The organism is Paenibacillus pabuli (assembly GCF_039831995.1).
Taxonomy (GTDB): domain Bacteria; phylum Bacillota; class Bacilli; order Paenibacillales; family Paenibacillaceae; genus Paenibacillus; species Paenibacillus pabuli_C.
Window position 1 is genome coordinate 2,568,388 of the sequence record NZ_JBDOIO010000003.1, and the last position, 15,597, is coordinate 2,583,984.

The window sequence follows — 15,597 nt, forward strand, 5'->3', positions numbered from 1 at the left end:
GTATTTTATCAGAACGAGCCTGATTCAGGCAGCACCTAAAACGCTATGTATTCAATTATTCAAGCAATATGCCCTGGACTCTCTTCCCGTCAGGGTCAGCATCGTATATAGTTGTCCTCTATGATGATACACATGCCCCATAATCTCAAGCAGCCACTCCAGACGACTGTAGGATGCTCCCCAATAGGAATCAGTCACCTTCAGCAGTTCCTCTGTATTAAATTGTCGGTACCGTTGATATAAATACATCTGATTCTCAATAAGAGCTTGTTTGATCTCACTTAACGTACGGGGTTGATTTTCTTCGTAAAACGCAGCCATCTCCTCTTCCGAGGCACCTTCTGATATGTACACGCCTGCTCGGCAGATCATCGACAAATGAGAGAGCAGCTCACCAACCGGTGGTTTTCCCTCAATCGGAGTCAAAGTTAAATCCTGTTCAGACAGCTCATCACAGATATCAATCAATGATGTTACTGCCACATCAATATGTTTGAATGCAGATTGAATCACCGATATCACTTCCTTTTCATCCCATTATACAGAACACATGATCGTATTTCAATCGGAACTACACCCCCTATATATATAAACAAGCTACCTACCAAAACCAACATTCACGAACAAAAAAAGTCCCTCCTCCATCATATAGACGGAATTAGGGACGTTTTGTTGCTTCTATAGATTTAATTCGGACTTTAGCTTGAGTATAACGAACAATAGGTTTGGTCAAATCTTCCGGCAAACAGATCAGACTTACGAATGAAAAATTGCAGTTCTCCGCAGTCCCACCACTGGAAACCGATGGCATCATGTGTATCTATCTTAAGAAGCAGCAGTGTATCCTCCAGTTCCTGCCGTATACGCTCTGGATCTCCGCCATAATGGGCGGTCAGCTTGTTCTCACACTTCTCTTCATCATATTCATATTCTTCACCGAGCACGATCTGCAACAGAGCTTGATGTTCTGCGTCCGGGTGCTGACCGTCAGGGTATCCAAACATGCCGCCCCAGTTCTGGGTGCTCGGATGATTCCAGTCCGATTCGAATTCAAGATATCGTTCATACAGTCCCCCTTCCGGGTCTGCCACTTCACTCTCGCCCGTCTGCTGTACGGATAGTGCATTCAGCGCCTGGGCATCAACATAAGCATATGTAGGAAACTCCAAATTAGGCAGCACTGTAACGGCATGGGGAACAAAATTGGTCTCCAGAGCGGTAACGCCCTGGGGCTCACGCCTAGTCAAGTTATGCGAATCCGGCTCATAGATCACATGGTGTTCAATATTGTAGGCTGGCTCATCGACTCCAATAAAAAAGTAGAGCATTCCCCGTTCAGGCAAGCTTACACGTCCATCATTCGGGGTATATGGAAGCAAGTCCACGAGATTCAGCTGGGCAAGAAAAGTCATCGGCACCCCATCCTGTGTCAACGGCCATTGGACATGCTCAGGCAGGTCCGGATTCCCACCCACACGTGAATTACCCGTTCGGCGATATTCATCGAGTGTCGATACATCCAGCCGGATTCCCCAGCGACTTGAGGATACCAATAGATCAGCGGCAGTGCCCAATCCGTACTCCTCCAGCGTTTTGCGAGCTTTTCTGGTCAGACGTTCACATTGTTCAGGTTTAATCATTCAGATCCTCTCCTTCAGCCAATACATCTATGGTGAGACATATTCACGTTCACACCTGTATATTCTTCCGGCACGACTTCTTTCCCTGCTTGAGGTGAAAAAAAGAGACCCGCAGAGCCATCTGCAGGTCTCCTTACATATATAACCTAATTAACGAATCCGATCGGACGGATCACGCTGGAAAGCCCGAATGTGCTCTTCTCCATCGAGAAACTCGTGAGCCTGATGTGCAGCCATCACGCCATGGTAGCTGATATCCAGTCCCAGATCTTCCTCTTCTTCCGTGGAGCGAACAGGTACCATTTTGCCAATGAGCTTCAGACCGAACCAGGTCATGACAAAGCCCCAAATTACGAGCGCCGTAAGCCCGAGTGTCTGAACACCCAACAGCTTCCATCCACCGCCCATGAATAACCCACCGTCTGTGGCGAACAACCCTACAGCAATCGTACCCCACATCCCGGATACCGCATGGACAGGGAAAGCCCCAACCGGATCATCAATCCGGCGACGGTCAAGCCAATTGGTTGCTGCCATCATAAGCAGACCGGATACCGCGCCGATAAAGATCGCGGCAGCATCGCCTACAAATGCACAGCCTGCCGTAATCCCCACCAAACCAGCAAGGGATCCATTAATGACCGATGGCGCATCTGAACGTTTGAAACGGAACAGCGTGTACAACATCGTAACCGCTCCACCCGAGGCAGCCGATAACATGGTGACAATCGCAATATGGCCGATTCTTGCATCCGTGGCGCTCAGCGTGCTCCCTGCGTTGAAACCAAACCAGCCGAACCACAGCAGAAATGCACCTACAGATGCAAGGGGAAGATTGCTTGGAAGTGCAATCGCACTCACGCCATGAGGCGTGTATTTGCCTTTGCGCGGACCAATAATGATCGCTGCAGCCAAAGCTGAGAATCCGCCCAGTGCATGAATGACAGCTGACCCAGCAAAATCCTGCATGCCCAGCTCGCTGAGCCAGCCGCCGCCCCATGCCCAGTGGCCGCCAATCGGGTATATAATGGCCGTCATCAAGATGATATACAGGAGATAGGCCCGGAAGTTGATTCGTTCAGCTACCGCACCTGACACGATGGAGATAACGGCGATGGTGAACGCGGCCTGGAACAGCCAGAACGTTTCAAGCGATACGGGTACGTCGATATGAGACAGATCGCCGTTCAGGAAGAATCCCGTAACCCCAACAAAGCCTCCGGCATCAGAACCGTACATCAATCCGAATCCGATAGCATAAAACAGCAATGTACCTATCGTTATGTCGGCAAAAACCTTCATAATAATGTTCACACTATTTTTATAACGTACAAACCCAGCCTCCAGGAGCGCAAATCCACCCTCCATCAATAATATCATGGCCGCACTCAGTACCACCCAGACCGTATCGATCCCGGAGCTTAACGTCTCCAAAGTCATGCTTGTACATCCTCCGTTTCATTAAGCTGTCTGATCTCACGAATCAACTCGGGCGGGAGCTCAATCTCGCCCTTCTCCTTGTTGCGAGGATGCTCAATTTGCTCTATGATCCGATCCAGTTCACGAATATGGCGGCGGATCTGCTCCATCTTGCGAAAGCGTTCCTTCACCTGCACCATATATTCCACAGCCTGATGATGGGTGGCAGGACGTCCTGCGAACCACTTCCGTACTGTCGACATGGATTGATAGGCGACTTCTTCCGCACGCTTCTTTTGCTCGAATTGTTCGATTTTATGTTTGAGGGTTTCGATCTCATTTTCTTTTTTGACCTTCAGCTGCTCGATAAGGTACAATAAATCGGACGATGATATTTGCAATGCTGTATGGTGGTACACCTCGTCGATTACTAACATATCATGTCAGGACTCCTTACATATCAAGTTACTTGTTACCGATTATAGTTTGCCGTGGTCTGCCCGTCAATCTTTTTTTGGAGTGGAAAGAAGTCGTTTCTTGCAGACGGCTTTATTTTTGTTTATATCACTACACATAACAACATCAATTCGGCACCATTCGCATTTCCCGCTTCGATCCTCTATGCTATAGATCATGCATCCGCATTTCAGTACTGCGCAGCAGCTCTTGTTTGGAGAACTCTCCGTATTCATAAAAAAACCTAAAAAAACCTCCAATGCACGTCATCGTGAATTGGAGGTTTGCAGTTGATAGAAGTCATTAGAAATTAAAGCTGAGCATGGCTCATCGCCTGGCAGCAGATCATTTACATTATTTTTTTACCCAAAATCGCCAAATCCCGGTTCACACCATCCAGTACAGCCACTTCCGGATAGTAGCCCCATTGCTCAAAGCCATGCTTGCGCAGCAAACCAAGACTCGGTTCATTATGTCCAAAGACAAAACCCAGGATCGTCGTAATCCCCAGCGCAGGACAAGCAGCAAAGATCGTATTCAACAAACGTCCACCGGCTCCGATTCCCCGGCATTGCTTGTCAACGTACACACTTACTTCCACCGTACCATTGTAGGCAGGCCGGCCGTAAAATGAACTCAGACTGGCCCAGGCCACAACTTGCCCTTCAAGTCTCATCACCCAGAGCGGACGACGGTCCGGCGAATGCTCCTCGAACCAAGGCACGCGCTGCTCAACCGTAACAGGCTCCAGATCCGCTGTCACCATCCGGCTCTCGATCGTGGAATTATAGATCTCCACAATTCTCGGCAAATCCTCAAGACGCGCATATTCAATCTGCACACTATCCAGCTTCATGTCTATTCCTCCATCATTCCAGATCGAACTCTAGTATGACGAATATTATAACGGAGAAGGCAAGCAGACGTCATCCCCCAAACATTCCTATGCAAGGATAAGTGAATAACACGAATGGTTTACTCCATCGCATTTAATTCATGGGTTTACTCTCCACAGGTGAAGAAAGTCTAATTAATGTAGAAGGCTGTCCAAATGACATGGAAGCATCAATAAAGCTCTCTAGAGATTGGACAGACTCAGTTAAAACTTTAATTAAATAGTTGTACGATCCAGCCAATCGATGACACTCGATCACACTCGTATGATTTTTGCAGAATGCTGTGAACTGTTCACACTTTGTATTGTTATAAAGGATAAAAGCTGTGATAGGTTTGTCTATTTTGTCCGGATTAATGATTGCTTTATAGCCAGCGATGATCCCTTTTTCTTCAAGTTTCTTAACTCTTTCATTCACAGCCGGGGTAGATAACCCTACCTTTTTTCCCAATTCAGTAAAGGAAGACCGGGCATTTTCCTGCAAGTGTAACAATATGTCTCTATCGATTTCATCCATGGTTATAACTCCTCATTGAAAATTTTAAGTTAAACGCCAGTTTTTCAGTTAAAACGAAAGCTATTCTATAAAATTACAATAAGATCATTATGTAAGGGTAGCAACGTATTTATTAAAATTAGATCATTAGAACGTTTCTAATAAATATAAGTATAGGAGGTTCATCACCTTGTCTTTAGAAATGAGAAACAAATGCGAAAAATGTGAAAGTAGGCTCAATACTGATTCTTTAGCGTATATTTGTACGCATGAATGTACTTTTTGCCAGGAGTGTACCGCGGAAATGAAGTATGTGTGCCCTAACTGTCAAGGCGAACTCGTAAAAAGGCCAAGAAGTGAAACTTCATTGAGTTGTCCCATTACATCTGTTAAATGAACAAAAGCAGTCGATCATGTTGATCGGCTGCCTTATTTCGATTTTTTGGTAGAGCTATCGTCACCCCTTATCTTCAATATCATCCATGAATTTCAGGACAGCTTCGCTCATCTCCTTGAACCGGGTCCAATGAAGGTAATGATGACCTTGTAAAGGAATGATTGTACTCGCAGGATGATCGGTAAGTTGGGTTTGTAAAAAAGTAAATGGAGATCTACCGTCCTCCCTCACCCTGCCATCGTCTCTGCTAAAAAACAACACAGGCATATCTGACGGAAATGACATGTGAGCCGTTTTTCTCACATTATCACCCAGTTCATTAGTCTCTTGAACGACATTTTTGTTATAACCCCTCCATGCTGTAATCGCCTTGGTCATAGCTAAATTCTCGTCCGAGTAAGTTCCCTCATTCGCAAGGGGAAGATAACTCCGATCATCTAAGGAAATGACGAGTCTAGCTAATCCAGCGGGTGCCACATATCTCATATAACTCGGCATGGATGGAGGAGATTCATTGAAGTAATCTAGAGCTGCTGGCAGTGTTGCGTCTATTCCTACAACCGCCTTAACCTCTTCAGGGTATTCATGAGCATAGTACATGCTGTAAATTCCGGAAACAGAATGCGGCATTAATACATATGGCCCTGGAATATTTAATTGCTGCAATGCACTTCTCAGTTCCCCAATGATGTATTCCACCGTTCTTTTCTCATCCGTCATATCACTCCAGCCATATCCGAATGGCTCTAGGACGACAACTCTGTTATGCTTGGACATTTCATTAATTAAAGGCTCAAAATCCAGTACAGGCGAGGCTGTTCCCAAGCCGCTTAGTAACACAATGGTGTTTGGTCCGTTCCCTTTTGTGTAGACATGCATCCGTTTATTATCCATTTGGATATACTGCCCCATTGCCGGGTATTTATCTTGTTCCACCAGCTTCATGAAATGATGAAAGCAAATCCAGATGAGTACAACGGACAACATGAACACAAGCATTCTCTTGATGATGGTTAGAATCTTACTTTTCCTTTTGACACTCACTTCATACTTGGCTCCCTTCATTGATGATCATCCTGGGAACGATCATAACGCGCCAGGTTAAAGGTGAAGTACGGACCCAGTTTAAGTTAAGTTTAAATTTTGGATTTTTTAGTTGTACTACACTTCACCCCGTAATCAGTGTCGAATTTATTCTAAATGAATGTTTCGCATTGAGCCCATATTGCCCATTAGTTATACAAATTCTATAATAATTTTGACATAACATACTGGTCGAAAAGTGTGTCATTTATCCATAGTGAGTTTCTTTTTATCCCTTCTATCTCAAATCCCATTTTCTTATATAGCGATACACCTGCTTCATTTTGAATGACCACCGTAAGTTCTAATCTTAAGATATTATGAGTCATTGCCCATTCCTCTAGCCTTTGAAATAGATGTGTTCCTATACCACGCCCTGTGTATTCTTTTAAGATACCTATAACCAGGTAACATGAATGTTTTGTTCTTCTTGTATCTCCGCCAATGACTGCTAAATATCCTACTAACTGTCCATCTTGTTCTGCAACAAGTACTGTTGAGTTATTCTCTACGTCCACTCGTTCCAACCATTTGCGTTGTTGTTCAGGAGAACCTTTTCTTTCTCCGGGTTCCATAAGCATATAATCAGCCTCGGTTTCAACTTGCTTCATTAGCAAACTAAAACCTTCAGCATCCTCAGGTTTTATCTCTCTTATAAACATCGAATTCCCCTCCATTGATATACATATCCAATATTATACTTCTTTTAGAAATAACCTGACCTTTAGTTAAACAAAAAGCAGCTGATCATATTGATCAGCTGCTTCTTTGTATTATCGGACTATCGTTTCCCTTTAGCTTAATTATCACCCACAAGTAACGATACGCAACTATCTAACGATAGTCCGTTGGAATTATTAGGAAATTTGATCGCCGTACCGGTGTGTTGAAGAGCTTTGATGCGTCTAATTATTTTTCCCATTACAATAAAACCTTCCCCATTCACCCGAAGCTGACAGCAGAGCAAGCCTCCGCGAAGCTTGGCCCAAAAGTAAACGCCTCGGGTAAGCCAAAGCTGGAGATCCACAAAGACAAGCTCGTATATGCATTTCCCGTCACTGGGATCGAAGGCGTCTCTCACGTATACGTAAACGCCCGCACAGGCGCTGGCGAAGGCATTGATTATAACTTTTAAACACAACAAAACGAGGCAGCCCCGCGAATACCTTCGCTGCGGGTGCCTCGTTTTTTTTGCATATCAACCTTGGGTTAACACTCTTCGTGTACGGATACCTTCGGAATGTCTGCGGGATGTCCAGGTCAATTTACAGTAACGTTTCCCGTTAGTCGAACGTGAATTTAGTTATAGCTCACAGTAATCAGTCTTATATCCACTTATAAAGGGTCTGTTGCCCACAGGAATCAAACTTTGCGTTTGTATAGAATGATAGCACTCTTTAATTCTAAACCGTATGTAACTTCACCTCTTTGATAATAAATTATTGAACTATTAATGTAACTTTTTCATACTTCGTAGCGTCTAATCTACTAATATTTAAAGAGGTGGAATATAGTGATAAAACCAATTGTAATGACAACCTTATTAGCCTCTCTAATTTTTTTGGCGGCATGTAGTGGAGAAAGTCTGCCGAAAGTTGAACCAACATCATCTACAAATACACCTACTCGGAATGCATCTCCCAATACAACAAAATCACAAGATACTGGAGCTACGCCTTCGTCGATTACCAACTTTAAAGCTGACTTGACAATTGATTTAGAATCAGCTAAAGATCTGTTGAAAGAATACGAGCGTCCCGCGCTGGATGTACTTGAAAAGAATCTGACCGCTCTCGTGCAGCATGATTACAAACTGTACCGATTCGGTTTTGTCAATGATCGACTGGCTGATGCCATGGATGTTTATTATGGTGAGCAGTTCCAATATATTTTTTCAAGCATCGAGGGTATAGAGAAAAAAGCATCTAATTATAATCAGTTACATATTACTGTTCTTGGTGAACGTCTGGATACAACGACCGATTCGGTCGAAAAAGTAAAAATGATGTATGTGATCCGGCAAAATAAACAAGGAGATTGGGACATCTATACAATTGATTGATGTCATCCAAATGATCAGTGTGACAAATAAATATTTATGCTCCCAATACGGTCAAAACCACGTTGATCCCTCTTCCTAAAAAATGAGGATCGGCTACCTTCTTGGATTTATTGAGCTGTCGTTTCCCGTTAGTTCCATTACCGTGTAAAGTGTTTTATTCTTTACGGGAAGTCCCCCTTTCTTGTAAGAGAGGGGAGACTTCGTCAATAAAGTCTTCGAATCCTGAAGGAAGCTCCTATCGCAGACGACACCAACCATTCTAAAGCATTTTTTAAGACACCAGGTACACCCTTTATATATTCGGGTGTACAGATAATGACTCCATCTGCTTTTGAAAGCAATTCTCTATATATTTGCACCTCTACTGGTGGTTTATCATTATCTAATTCACGATTAAAATGGGGGAGTTTTCAATGCCATTGTATATTGAATGTTCAACACTGTTGGCATCAATTTTTTAGGCTGTTTAGTGCTTTTAGAGTTGATGATTTTTTTAAAAAAATCACTATATTTTAATTAAAGTCTTGCATCAAACTATCAACCACTTCTTTTACCGTTCTGATTTCTTTAATTGGCGTAATTCCAGTACCTATAGAAATATAGCCATCGTCTGTATTGCCTTCTAGCATGCCGATCCGCATTCCAATGGATCCACGCATCAATTTTGCTGTTTCTTCACGACTAGCACCTTGATTATCCATTTCGACGAGTTTATTCGCTAATGTAGTAGGTAAAGAACGATAATATGCGGGTAAAGTACGGAACATTAGCAAGTCTTCTGCCGTAGCATCTACAATCATTTGTTTCACGTTTTCTGCTGCTGGATTTTCTTTGGTTGGAATAAAGACACTGCCAGCAAACACTCCTTCAGCGCCTAAAGCAAATGCGGCGCGCACTCCTCTAACGTCTCCAATACCACCAGCTGCGAGTACAGGGGTATTTATAGCATCTACAATCATGGGAACAATCGAAAATGTTCCTATGACTCGTTCTGGAACCGTACCCCCTTCATCAAATCCAGTCGATACATAAACATCTATTCCAAATTCTTCTGCAGCTTTTGCATCTTCAATAGTAGGAGTAAGGGGTCTATAAACAATTTTAATATTATTTTCTTTTAACGGTTTAAAGATTCTTTCATCCAGCATACCGCCTACATGAACAACAAGACGTTCTCGTCGATAACAGCTTCTAAAATCGGCCATGTATAAGCTAAATCGCAGTTTACGAGCACAGATACTCCAAATGGCTTATTCGTTAACGATTTTGTTTTCTGTATTTCAGTTCTCATTCTTTCCGCACTTATTTCGGGTGAGTTATCTCCATCTGACCGGCATTGGGACCTAGAAATCCTAATCCACCAGCATTGCTTACCGCTGCAACAAATTCGGCATTGGTAACCCAAGACATCGGGCCCTGTATAATCGGTTTTTCTATATTTAATATTTCGCATATTCTATTATTCATGTTTGAATCCTCCTGCTTACGATTATTTTCAACAACCTTGGTCAATAAGTACTTTGTTTGCTAAATATTTTTCAGCTTGGCTAACTTACTAGGGCAGCCAGAGTATCTATAAGGCTTCTAAACCTATATTTAGCGGACTAAATATTAGTGTGCTAAATACTTAGTTGAGGAAAACTTAGTATAAGTTTTTCTCCATACGCTTTAGTAAATCCCTTAATATTAAGCGTTCTTCAGCTGAAATGGACTGTAGTAATTTTTCTTGCTGTTGTTTCCATTTAAATCTAACGGGTTCTTCTAATTCTTTGCCTTTGTCCGTTAGGTAAATTCGCATAACCCTTGCGTCTTCCTCATCACGTTTACGGTATATGAAACCATTCTGCTCTAGCGTTTTAACCATATTTGTTACCGTAGGCGGTTCGCATTTTAAATGTTCACATAGCTGCATTTGTGTTATTCCATCACTCAACCACAAACGCGCAAGTAAGTTATCTTGGCCTACATATAGATTAAGCTCTCTAAGACTCTCACTATAATTCCGACGCGTTTGGGAAGAAACTTTATCCAAGGACCCTCGAATATCACAGTCAACATTAACCTTCATAGATGAACCTCCTCTAACCCGAAACATATTTAGCGCACTAAATATATCACGGTCATTTTTTAGTGTCACTGTTACTACATGATTGCTTTTATTTAGTTAACCTGCCGTAATGAGAAGACAGCCGACTTATTAGCAGGCCGCCTTCTGCTAGGTAGGATTAATAAGGTTAGGATAACAAAAGGGATATTCAATTCACTAAAAATTTATATACACATTTAATAAGAGGCACGGAACCGTAATATCATTGTTTTTCCAAGGACCATCTCTGGTTCTCATCTTCAGAATGGAATTCTTCCATCACCAGCTTGGTTCCATCTTCTGATACGCGCAGTGCACTCCCGTTGTGCACACTTGTAATGGTTACTGTTCCATCATCGTTTTTGGATATGTTCCAGCGTTGATTGGGGTACCCGAGATACGGGTAGAGTTGAATACGGTTCTGACCAACATCCCAATCCAATGACATTCCGTTGACGGTGCGGATCGAGTAAGAACCCAGGTCATCACCGGTCGGCATAAGTATCCATACAGCACGCGTATCTTCCTGATTGGTCTGATTAACCACGTTCACTACCTCGCCTTCCTGGGATGAAACGGCTTGTATGGCAACAGGATGTCCTGCATTGTGAATCATCACGGTGTCCAAAGATGCTTTTTTCATATCAAATGCATTCACATTCTGGAAAGACGCCCTTCCTCCAAATGTGTGCACACCAAAGTGTCCCTCGGCAAACATGCCATCCTGAACATCCATGATTTGTTCGCCGTCCAGATCAACCTGAATACGAGTCCCCTTTGCCTGAATCCGGATATGGTAGGTTTGATCACCCCGAATGAATTTTGGAATGCGGGCCAGGACCTGCCGATTCTCGAATTTTCCACCCACTTTATAAAACAGGCGAATCGCCTTCAGGTTGGGATCAATGTTGAGATAATAACCGCTTCGTCCATCCTCGCTTGCCCGGAACAGAATGGAGCCGGCTCCTCCTTCTGAATCCAGCCGCATATCAGCCTCTAATCGAAAATCTCCGGCAGTCTCTTGTGCAATATACTGTGAATCACTGCGGTCACTGCCCTGTATGCCATGGTCCGAAACAAACCACTGGGCAGATGGCCGATCCTTCTGCCAACCAGACAAATTCGTATGAAATACGCCATCCGTTACCGTAATGGGTATTTTGGCAGAAGCTTTGCCGTTAGCCATGGAAGCCGTCACCCAAGCTTCTCCCTTGCCTACAGTACGAATTGTAGCATGCGCCTTGCCGGAATCAACGATGTTCACTACTTTAGGATTACTCACGGTCCATTTCAGCGGTTGGGCCCCTTTTCCTGGTCCACCCTCAGCCGAAGCGTAGAGGGTTTCAGTATGACCCACATTCGCTACTCTTCTCTGCGTATCTGCAATAACCAGATTGGGGGACATACCTTCTCTCCAGATATTGTCCAAGGCATACACATTCATTGAGACCACTTTCACATTCCCGCCAAGGCTGTAGAACGCCATCGCCCTCCCAGCCGGATCTGGAAAAATGACATCCGAAAAAACAAGCCTGCCATCATTGCCAAACACTTCAACGGAAGATTCATCGACAAATATACGCAGCTTTATTCTCTTATTTTCAGGTTGCAACGACGCCTCATGAACTTTGGTAAATAAGCCCGAGAAACCCATGTCTCCCGAAGTGGTGCGATCCACGAACATGGTCTGCTTTTCCGTCTTGTAGCCCACGGTCGTTTTTTGCCCTTCCCTTTGACGCAGGTGAAAACCAAACTCCGTTACGGGACTGCCTGCTGGAATTTCCACTTCAGCTTCAATCTCGTACGCCCCTGCAGTCAGACCTTGGAGCAGATTCTGCGATTGCGCCCCAACCATTCGCTGACGCGCACTGTACAGGTTTTGCCGCAGTGTCTCAAGTTCGGTGATGGGCGTCTGTACCAGACGTACGCCATCGTCCGTTGTTCGGAGAGAAACTTCTCTTGGAATAGTCAATTGACCTTTCCAAGGGGCCGTTGGGAAATCAAATGGATAATCCCAGTTTGTCATCCATGCAAGCATCACTTTCCGCTGATCCGGCATATTTGCAAATGACATCGACGCATAAAATTCCTTACCAAAATCTGTCTTCAGTACCTCCCCGGCTGGGTGATCGTTCAGGAATTTCCCCTCAGCCGTCAGCTTGCCTACAAAATATTCTGCATCCGATCCTTGGGTCTTCGAATTGGCCCCTGTACTGATCATGAGCACCCACTTGCGCTCATCCGTCCCCTCTACTGGCAGCTGAATCAGGTCGGGACACTCCCATACCCCTCCGCGAATGTATTCCCCATATCCGAAGTTATCGGTTAATGTCCAATCGAGCAGATTCGTTGAGGTAAAAAAACGGATATGATCCCCGCCTGAAACGACCATGATCCAGCGGTTGTGATCTTCATCTCGAACGACCTTTGGATCACGAAAATCCCAACTCCCCGGGTCTTCGCCATTTTTGCCCGGGTTCTCGATGACAATCGGATGGTCTTCAGCGTATTGCCAATTCCGGCCTTGATCCGTACTGTATGCGAGGCCGATGCGCTGATTGCCACCTGGCTTATCCGGATGGTAAGACGTATAGTATGCAATCAGACCTTTGCCACCGGAATCCGAGAACAGCCCGGATGTATTGTCCAGATCGGCGATCGCTGATCCCGACCATATATGACCCAGATCATTCCATGGCAGAGCAATGGGTAAACGCTTCCATTTTACAAGATCCGTACTGACTGCATGTGCCCATGTCCCTCCATCCTGGTGAAATAAATGATACTCCCCCTCATAATAAACCAATCCATTCGGATCACTTGCCGACCCACGAATCGGAGAGTAATGATATTGGGGACGGTATTTTTCCGTATAATACATCGAATTTTCCGTGATATAAGTATCCTGAAAATAAGCCATGCCCTGTTCAACCGCGAGTCCGGCATATCCATCGGCATAACTGGAATCCGTGACCTCAACAGCCGGTACTGCATAGCCATCTACATACACCTGAATCAAATTACCGGAGGCAACGACTTCGATATGATGCCTTGCTTCCGGCTGACTCGGGTATGTGCGATCCGAATTCGCAAGAATAGTTCCGTCCGCCTTTTGCAGCTGTACCCGAACCTCTTCCCCTACTCTAGTAAGGGCCGCTTTGTATCCCTTTGTCCCGTCTGTATTTGACCTGAATAGTAGTGCTGCCGAGCTCGTATTGGCCAAAGATAGATTGCCCTCGTATACAAAATCCCCTGCCGTTTTCTCGTAAATCATCCGTGTTTCCCCCTGCGTAATCCCTTTACCCCGATATCCTTTTAGATCCGGCTGCCAATCGCCTTCACTGTAAACGGGTTCTCCCAAATTTCCACTCATGGTGCTGATCTTCACATTTTGGAACAAGGCTGATCCGTCCCATACATGAATCCCCAGTTTCCCGGATCTATAGGCGCTGTCTTTTACATCAATCACCGGATCGTACCCGCCCTCCCAATAAACCTGTAATCTCTCGCCGACCGTTTTGACTTTCAAATGATAAATCCCGCCAGACTCCATGCTCACAGAATGCTCTTCAAACAACGATCCCGATTTCCCACTGGCATCTTTTAGTCTGATCAGACCTGCCTGAGGAACCACTTGCAGCATATAGGAAGACCAGCCCGTATCATCGGAACGGAAAATAAGACTGGCATCCGCCTTCATATCCTGGATTAACAAGTCAGCTTCATACATAAAATCATCGGCGCGCGTGGCCGATAAGGCTATCACGTTCTCCCTCTCTTCGGAAGCCAAATGAAGTCCTTCATTCGTATCGTCAAGAGTGCCTTTACCGTGCAATGTCCAGCCGGACAAATTCGTTGCTGCCCTGGTCACGTCGATTTTCATGGCAACCGCCTCCGTCTGTTGAGGTTTTGGTCGTTTGATTGATGCCTCATTCTGCTGCAAAGCAATCTTGTCCGTAATGGATGATGTTGAATATGCTTGAACGGAAGCAGTACCAAGGATGCAGGATAATAGAACGCAGCCTATGGATCGGAAGAAGATTTTCATGAACATCCCTCATTTCTCCGAATGATTAAGACAATAAAATAAAAAGGACGGTGCACTCCCTTAAGCAACTAAGCGAATCTGCATCCGTCCTTTCCGGAACATGTGGATTATGATGATAACGATGATTCAGTCGTTACTTGTTGAAATGCTTCGATGCCCAAGGCAAGCGCACCGTATAAACCTGCGTGTTGTCCCAACCCGGGTGGAACTATATATTGGTCGATATGGTGCAGCAACTCAGGCGCATTCACATAACCTTTGAGATTTTGCACAACCCGTTCCTGAATCATGGGAAACAGATGCGTTTGCTGCATGACTCCACCGCCCAAGATGACCTTCTGCGGCGAATGCAGCAGGATGGACGTTGTAATGGATTCGGCAATGTAAAAGGATTCCATCTCCCACGCCTGGTGGTCTTTCGGCAGCTCGCTGCCGGGACTCTGCCAGCGGGCTTCGATCGCTGGACCTGCGGCAAGCCCCTCCAGGCAGTCCCCATGATACTTGCATAATCCGGCAAATTGATCCTTCGGATGCCGCCTTGTCCGGATGTGCCCGCCCTCTGGATGCAGCAATCCGTGCACCCTTTTCCCTCCGGCGATCAGCCCAATGCCCACACCTGTGCCAATCGTGTAATACACGCAGTTGTCCAATCCCTGCGCAGCTCCCCAGGTGACTTCGCCCAGTGCTGCCGCATTTACATCCGTATCCCATCCGAAGGGAACCGGGAATGCACGCTTCAAGCTTCCAACTACATTGCAGTTGTGCCACCCCGGCTTAGGGGTTGTGGTAATGTAACCGTAAGTGGGGCTATCCGGTTGCAGATCGATCGGACCAAAAGAGCCAATGCCGATAGCAGCCACTCCCTTATCCCTGAAATAGTCACTAACCTTGGCAAGTGTGGTCTCGGGATGATCTGTCGGAAAACTGCACCAGTCTTCCATCTGTCCTTGTTCATTGCCTATTCCACATACAAATTTTGTTCCGCCTGCTTCGATGGCACCTATACGCATCTACC

14 protein-coding genes and 2 pseudogenes are annotated in these 15,597 nt (G+C 45.1%); 3 read left to right on the plus strand and 13 right to left on the minus strand.

Annotation, left to right across the window (positions count from 1 at the left end; genetic code table 11):
• Window positions 1-51: 51 nt before the first annotated feature.
• The 6 genes from ABGV42_RS13750 to ABGV42_RS13775 all read right to left on the minus strand — a co-directional run bounded on the left by ABGV42_RS13750 (window position 52) and on the right by ABGV42_RS13775 (window position 4,927).
• Window positions 52-513 (minus strand): DinB family protein, encoded by a 462-nt coding sequence (locus tag ABGV42_RS13750; RefSeq protein ID WP_347382141.1) that lies wholly within the window; start codon window positions 511-513, stop codon window positions 52-54.
• Window positions 514-698: 185 nt separating this feature from the next.
• On the minus strand, window positions 699-1,640 hold the full coding sequence (locus tag ABGV42_RS13755; RefSeq protein WP_347382142.1) for a YwqG family protein: 942 nt from the start codon (window positions 1,638-1,640) through the stop codon (window positions 699-701).
• Between the two features lie 150 nt (window positions 1,641-1,790).
• On the minus strand, window positions 1,791-3,080 hold the full coding sequence (locus ABGV42_RS13760; RefSeq protein WP_347382143.1) for an ammonium transporter: 1,290 nt from the start codon (window positions 3,078-3,080) through the stop codon (window positions 1,791-1,793).
• A complete protein-coding gene (locus ABGV42_RS13765; RefSeq protein WP_347382144.1) occupies window positions 3,077-3,496 on the minus strand; it encodes a hypothetical protein in 420 nt (139 codons plus the stop codon). The genes ABGV42_RS13760 and ABGV42_RS13765 overlap by 4 nt, the downstream gene beginning before the upstream one ends.
• A 368-nt stretch (window positions 3,497-3,864) precedes the next feature.
• The gene (locus ABGV42_RS13770) at window positions 3,865-4,371 is read right to left on the minus strand and encodes a GNAT family N-acetyltransferase (RefSeq protein WP_347382145.1); all 507 of its coding nucleotides are present in this window, start codon (window positions 4,369-4,371) and stop codon (window positions 3,865-3,867) included.
• A 133-nt stretch (window positions 4,372-4,504) separates the two neighbouring features.
• Window positions 4,505-4,927: an Lrp/AsnC family transcriptional regulator gene (locus ABGV42_RS13775; protein ID WP_347382146.1), complete on the minus strand. Its 423-nt coding sequence runs from the start codon at window positions 4,925-4,927 to the stop codon at window positions 4,505-4,507.
• A 169-nt stretch (window positions 4,928-5,096) separates the two neighbouring features.
• On the opposite strand from ABGV42_RS13775, the gene ABGV42_RS13780 reads away from it, so the two are divergent.
• Window positions 5,097-5,303, plus strand: coding sequence for a DUF1272 domain-containing protein (locus tag ABGV42_RS13780; protein WP_347382147.1), 207 nt, complete (start codon window positions 5,097-5,099; stop codon window positions 5,301-5,303).
• A gap of 60 nt (window positions 5,304-5,363) precedes the next feature.
• On the opposite strand, the gene ABGV42_RS13785 is transcribed toward ABGV42_RS13780, so the two are convergent.
• Together ABGV42_RS13785 and ABGV42_RS13790 are read right to left on the minus strand one after the other, a co-directional pair.
• Window positions 5,364-6,368 (minus strand): alpha/beta fold hydrolase, encoded by a 1,005-nt coding sequence (locus ABGV42_RS13785; protein ID WP_347382148.1) that lies wholly within the window; start codon window positions 6,366-6,368, stop codon window positions 5,364-5,366.
• A gap of 182 nt (window positions 6,369-6,550) precedes the next feature.
• Complete coding sequence (locus ABGV42_RS13790) at window positions 6,551-7,048, minus strand: GNAT family N-acetyltransferase (protein WP_347382149.1); 498 nt, start codon at window positions 7,046-7,048, stop codon at window positions 6,551-6,553.
• Window positions 7,049-7,272: 224 nt separating this feature from the next.
• Here ABGV42_RS13790 and ABGV42_RS13795 point away from each other — a divergent pair, with 224 nt between their 5' ends.
• Together ABGV42_RS13795 and ABGV42_RS13800 are read left to right on the plus strand one after the other, a co-directional pair.
• A complete protein-coding gene (locus ABGV42_RS13795; RefSeq protein WP_347382150.1) occupies window positions 7,273-7,521 on the plus strand; it encodes a PepSY domain-containing protein in 249 nt (82 codons plus the stop codon).
• A 378-nt stretch (window positions 7,522-7,899) separates the two neighbouring features.
• Window positions 7,900-8,448, plus strand: a complete 549-nt coding sequence (locus ABGV42_RS13800) for a hypothetical protein (RefSeq protein ID WP_347382151.1) — start codon at window positions 7,900-7,902, stop codon at window positions 8,446-8,448.
• A gap of 239 nt (window positions 8,449-8,687) precedes the next feature.
• Here the strand turns inward: ABGV42_RS13800 and ABGV42_RS13805 are convergent.
• The 5 genes and pseudogenes from ABGV42_RS13805 to ABGV42_RS13825 form a co-directional block, all read right to left on the minus strand.
• Window positions 8,688-8,887: pseudogene (locus ABGV42_RS13805) on the minus strand (NADPH-dependent FMN reductase); the annotation flags it as partial.
• A 73-nt stretch (window positions 8,888-8,960) separates the two neighbouring features.
• Window positions 8,961-9,915: pseudogene (locus ABGV42_RS13810) on the minus strand (NAD(P)H-dependent flavin oxidoreductase).
• Between the two features lie 175 nt (window positions 9,916-10,090).
• Complete coding sequence (locus ABGV42_RS13815) at window positions 10,091-10,516, minus strand: MarR family winged helix-turn-helix transcriptional regulator (RefSeq protein WP_347382152.1); 426 nt, start codon at window positions 10,514-10,516, stop codon at window positions 10,091-10,093.
• Window positions 10,517-10,757: 241 nt separating this feature from the next.
• On the minus strand, window positions 10,758-14,582 hold the full coding sequence (locus ABGV42_RS13820; RefSeq protein ID WP_347382153.1) for a GH32 C-terminal domain-containing protein: 3,825 nt from the start codon (window positions 14,580-14,582) through the stop codon (window positions 10,758-10,760).
• 107 nt (window positions 14,583-14,689) lie between these two features.
• Entirely contained in the window at window positions 14,690-15,592 is a 903-nt protein-coding gene (locus ABGV42_RS13825; protein WP_347382154.1) for an ROK family protein, read from the minus strand.
• Window positions 15,593-15,597 lie beyond the last annotated feature (5 nt).

Excerpts from the sequence above, each read along its gene's own strand:
- ABGV42_RS13825 (WP_347382154.1), bottom strand. The coding sequence starts at position 15,592 with ATGCGTATAGGTGCCATCGAAGCAGGCGGAACAAAATTTGTATGTGGA.
- ABGV42_RS13815 (WP_347382152.1), bottom strand. The coding sequence starts at position 10,516 with ATGAAGGTTAATGTTGACTGTGATATTCGAGGGTCCTTGGATAAAGTT.
- ABGV42_RS13755 (WP_347382142.1), bottom strand. The coding sequence starts at position 1,640 with ATGATTAAACCTGAACAATGTGAACGTCTGACCAGAAAAGCTCGCAAA.
- ABGV42_RS13765 (WP_347382144.1), bottom strand. The coding sequence starts at position 3,496 with ATGTTAGTAATCGACGAGGTGTACCACCATACAGCATTGCAAATATCA.
- ABGV42_RS13770 (WP_347382145.1), bottom strand. The coding sequence starts at position 4,371 with ATGAAGCTGGATAGTGTGCAGATTGAATATGCGCGTCTTGAGGATTTG.
- ABGV42_RS13775 (WP_347382146.1), bottom strand. The coding sequence starts at position 4,927 with ATGGATGAAATCGATAGAGACATATTGTTACACTTGCAGGAAAATGCC.
- ABGV42_RS13820 (WP_347382153.1), bottom strand. The coding sequence starts at position 14,582 with ATGAAAATCTTCTTCCGATCCATAGGCTGCGTTCTATTATCCTGCATC.
- ABGV42_RS13790 (WP_347382149.1), bottom strand. The coding sequence starts at position 7,048 with ATGTTTATAAGAGAGATAAAACCTGAGGATGCTGAAGGTTTTAGTTTG.
- ABGV42_RS13760 (WP_347382143.1), bottom strand. The coding sequence starts at position 3,080 with ATGACTTTGGAGACGTTAAGCTCCGGGATCGATACGGTCTGGGTGGTA.
- ABGV42_RS13785 (WP_347382148.1), bottom strand. The coding sequence starts at position 6,368 with ATGAAGGGAGCCAAGTATGAAGTGAGTGTCAAAAGGAAAAGTAAGATT.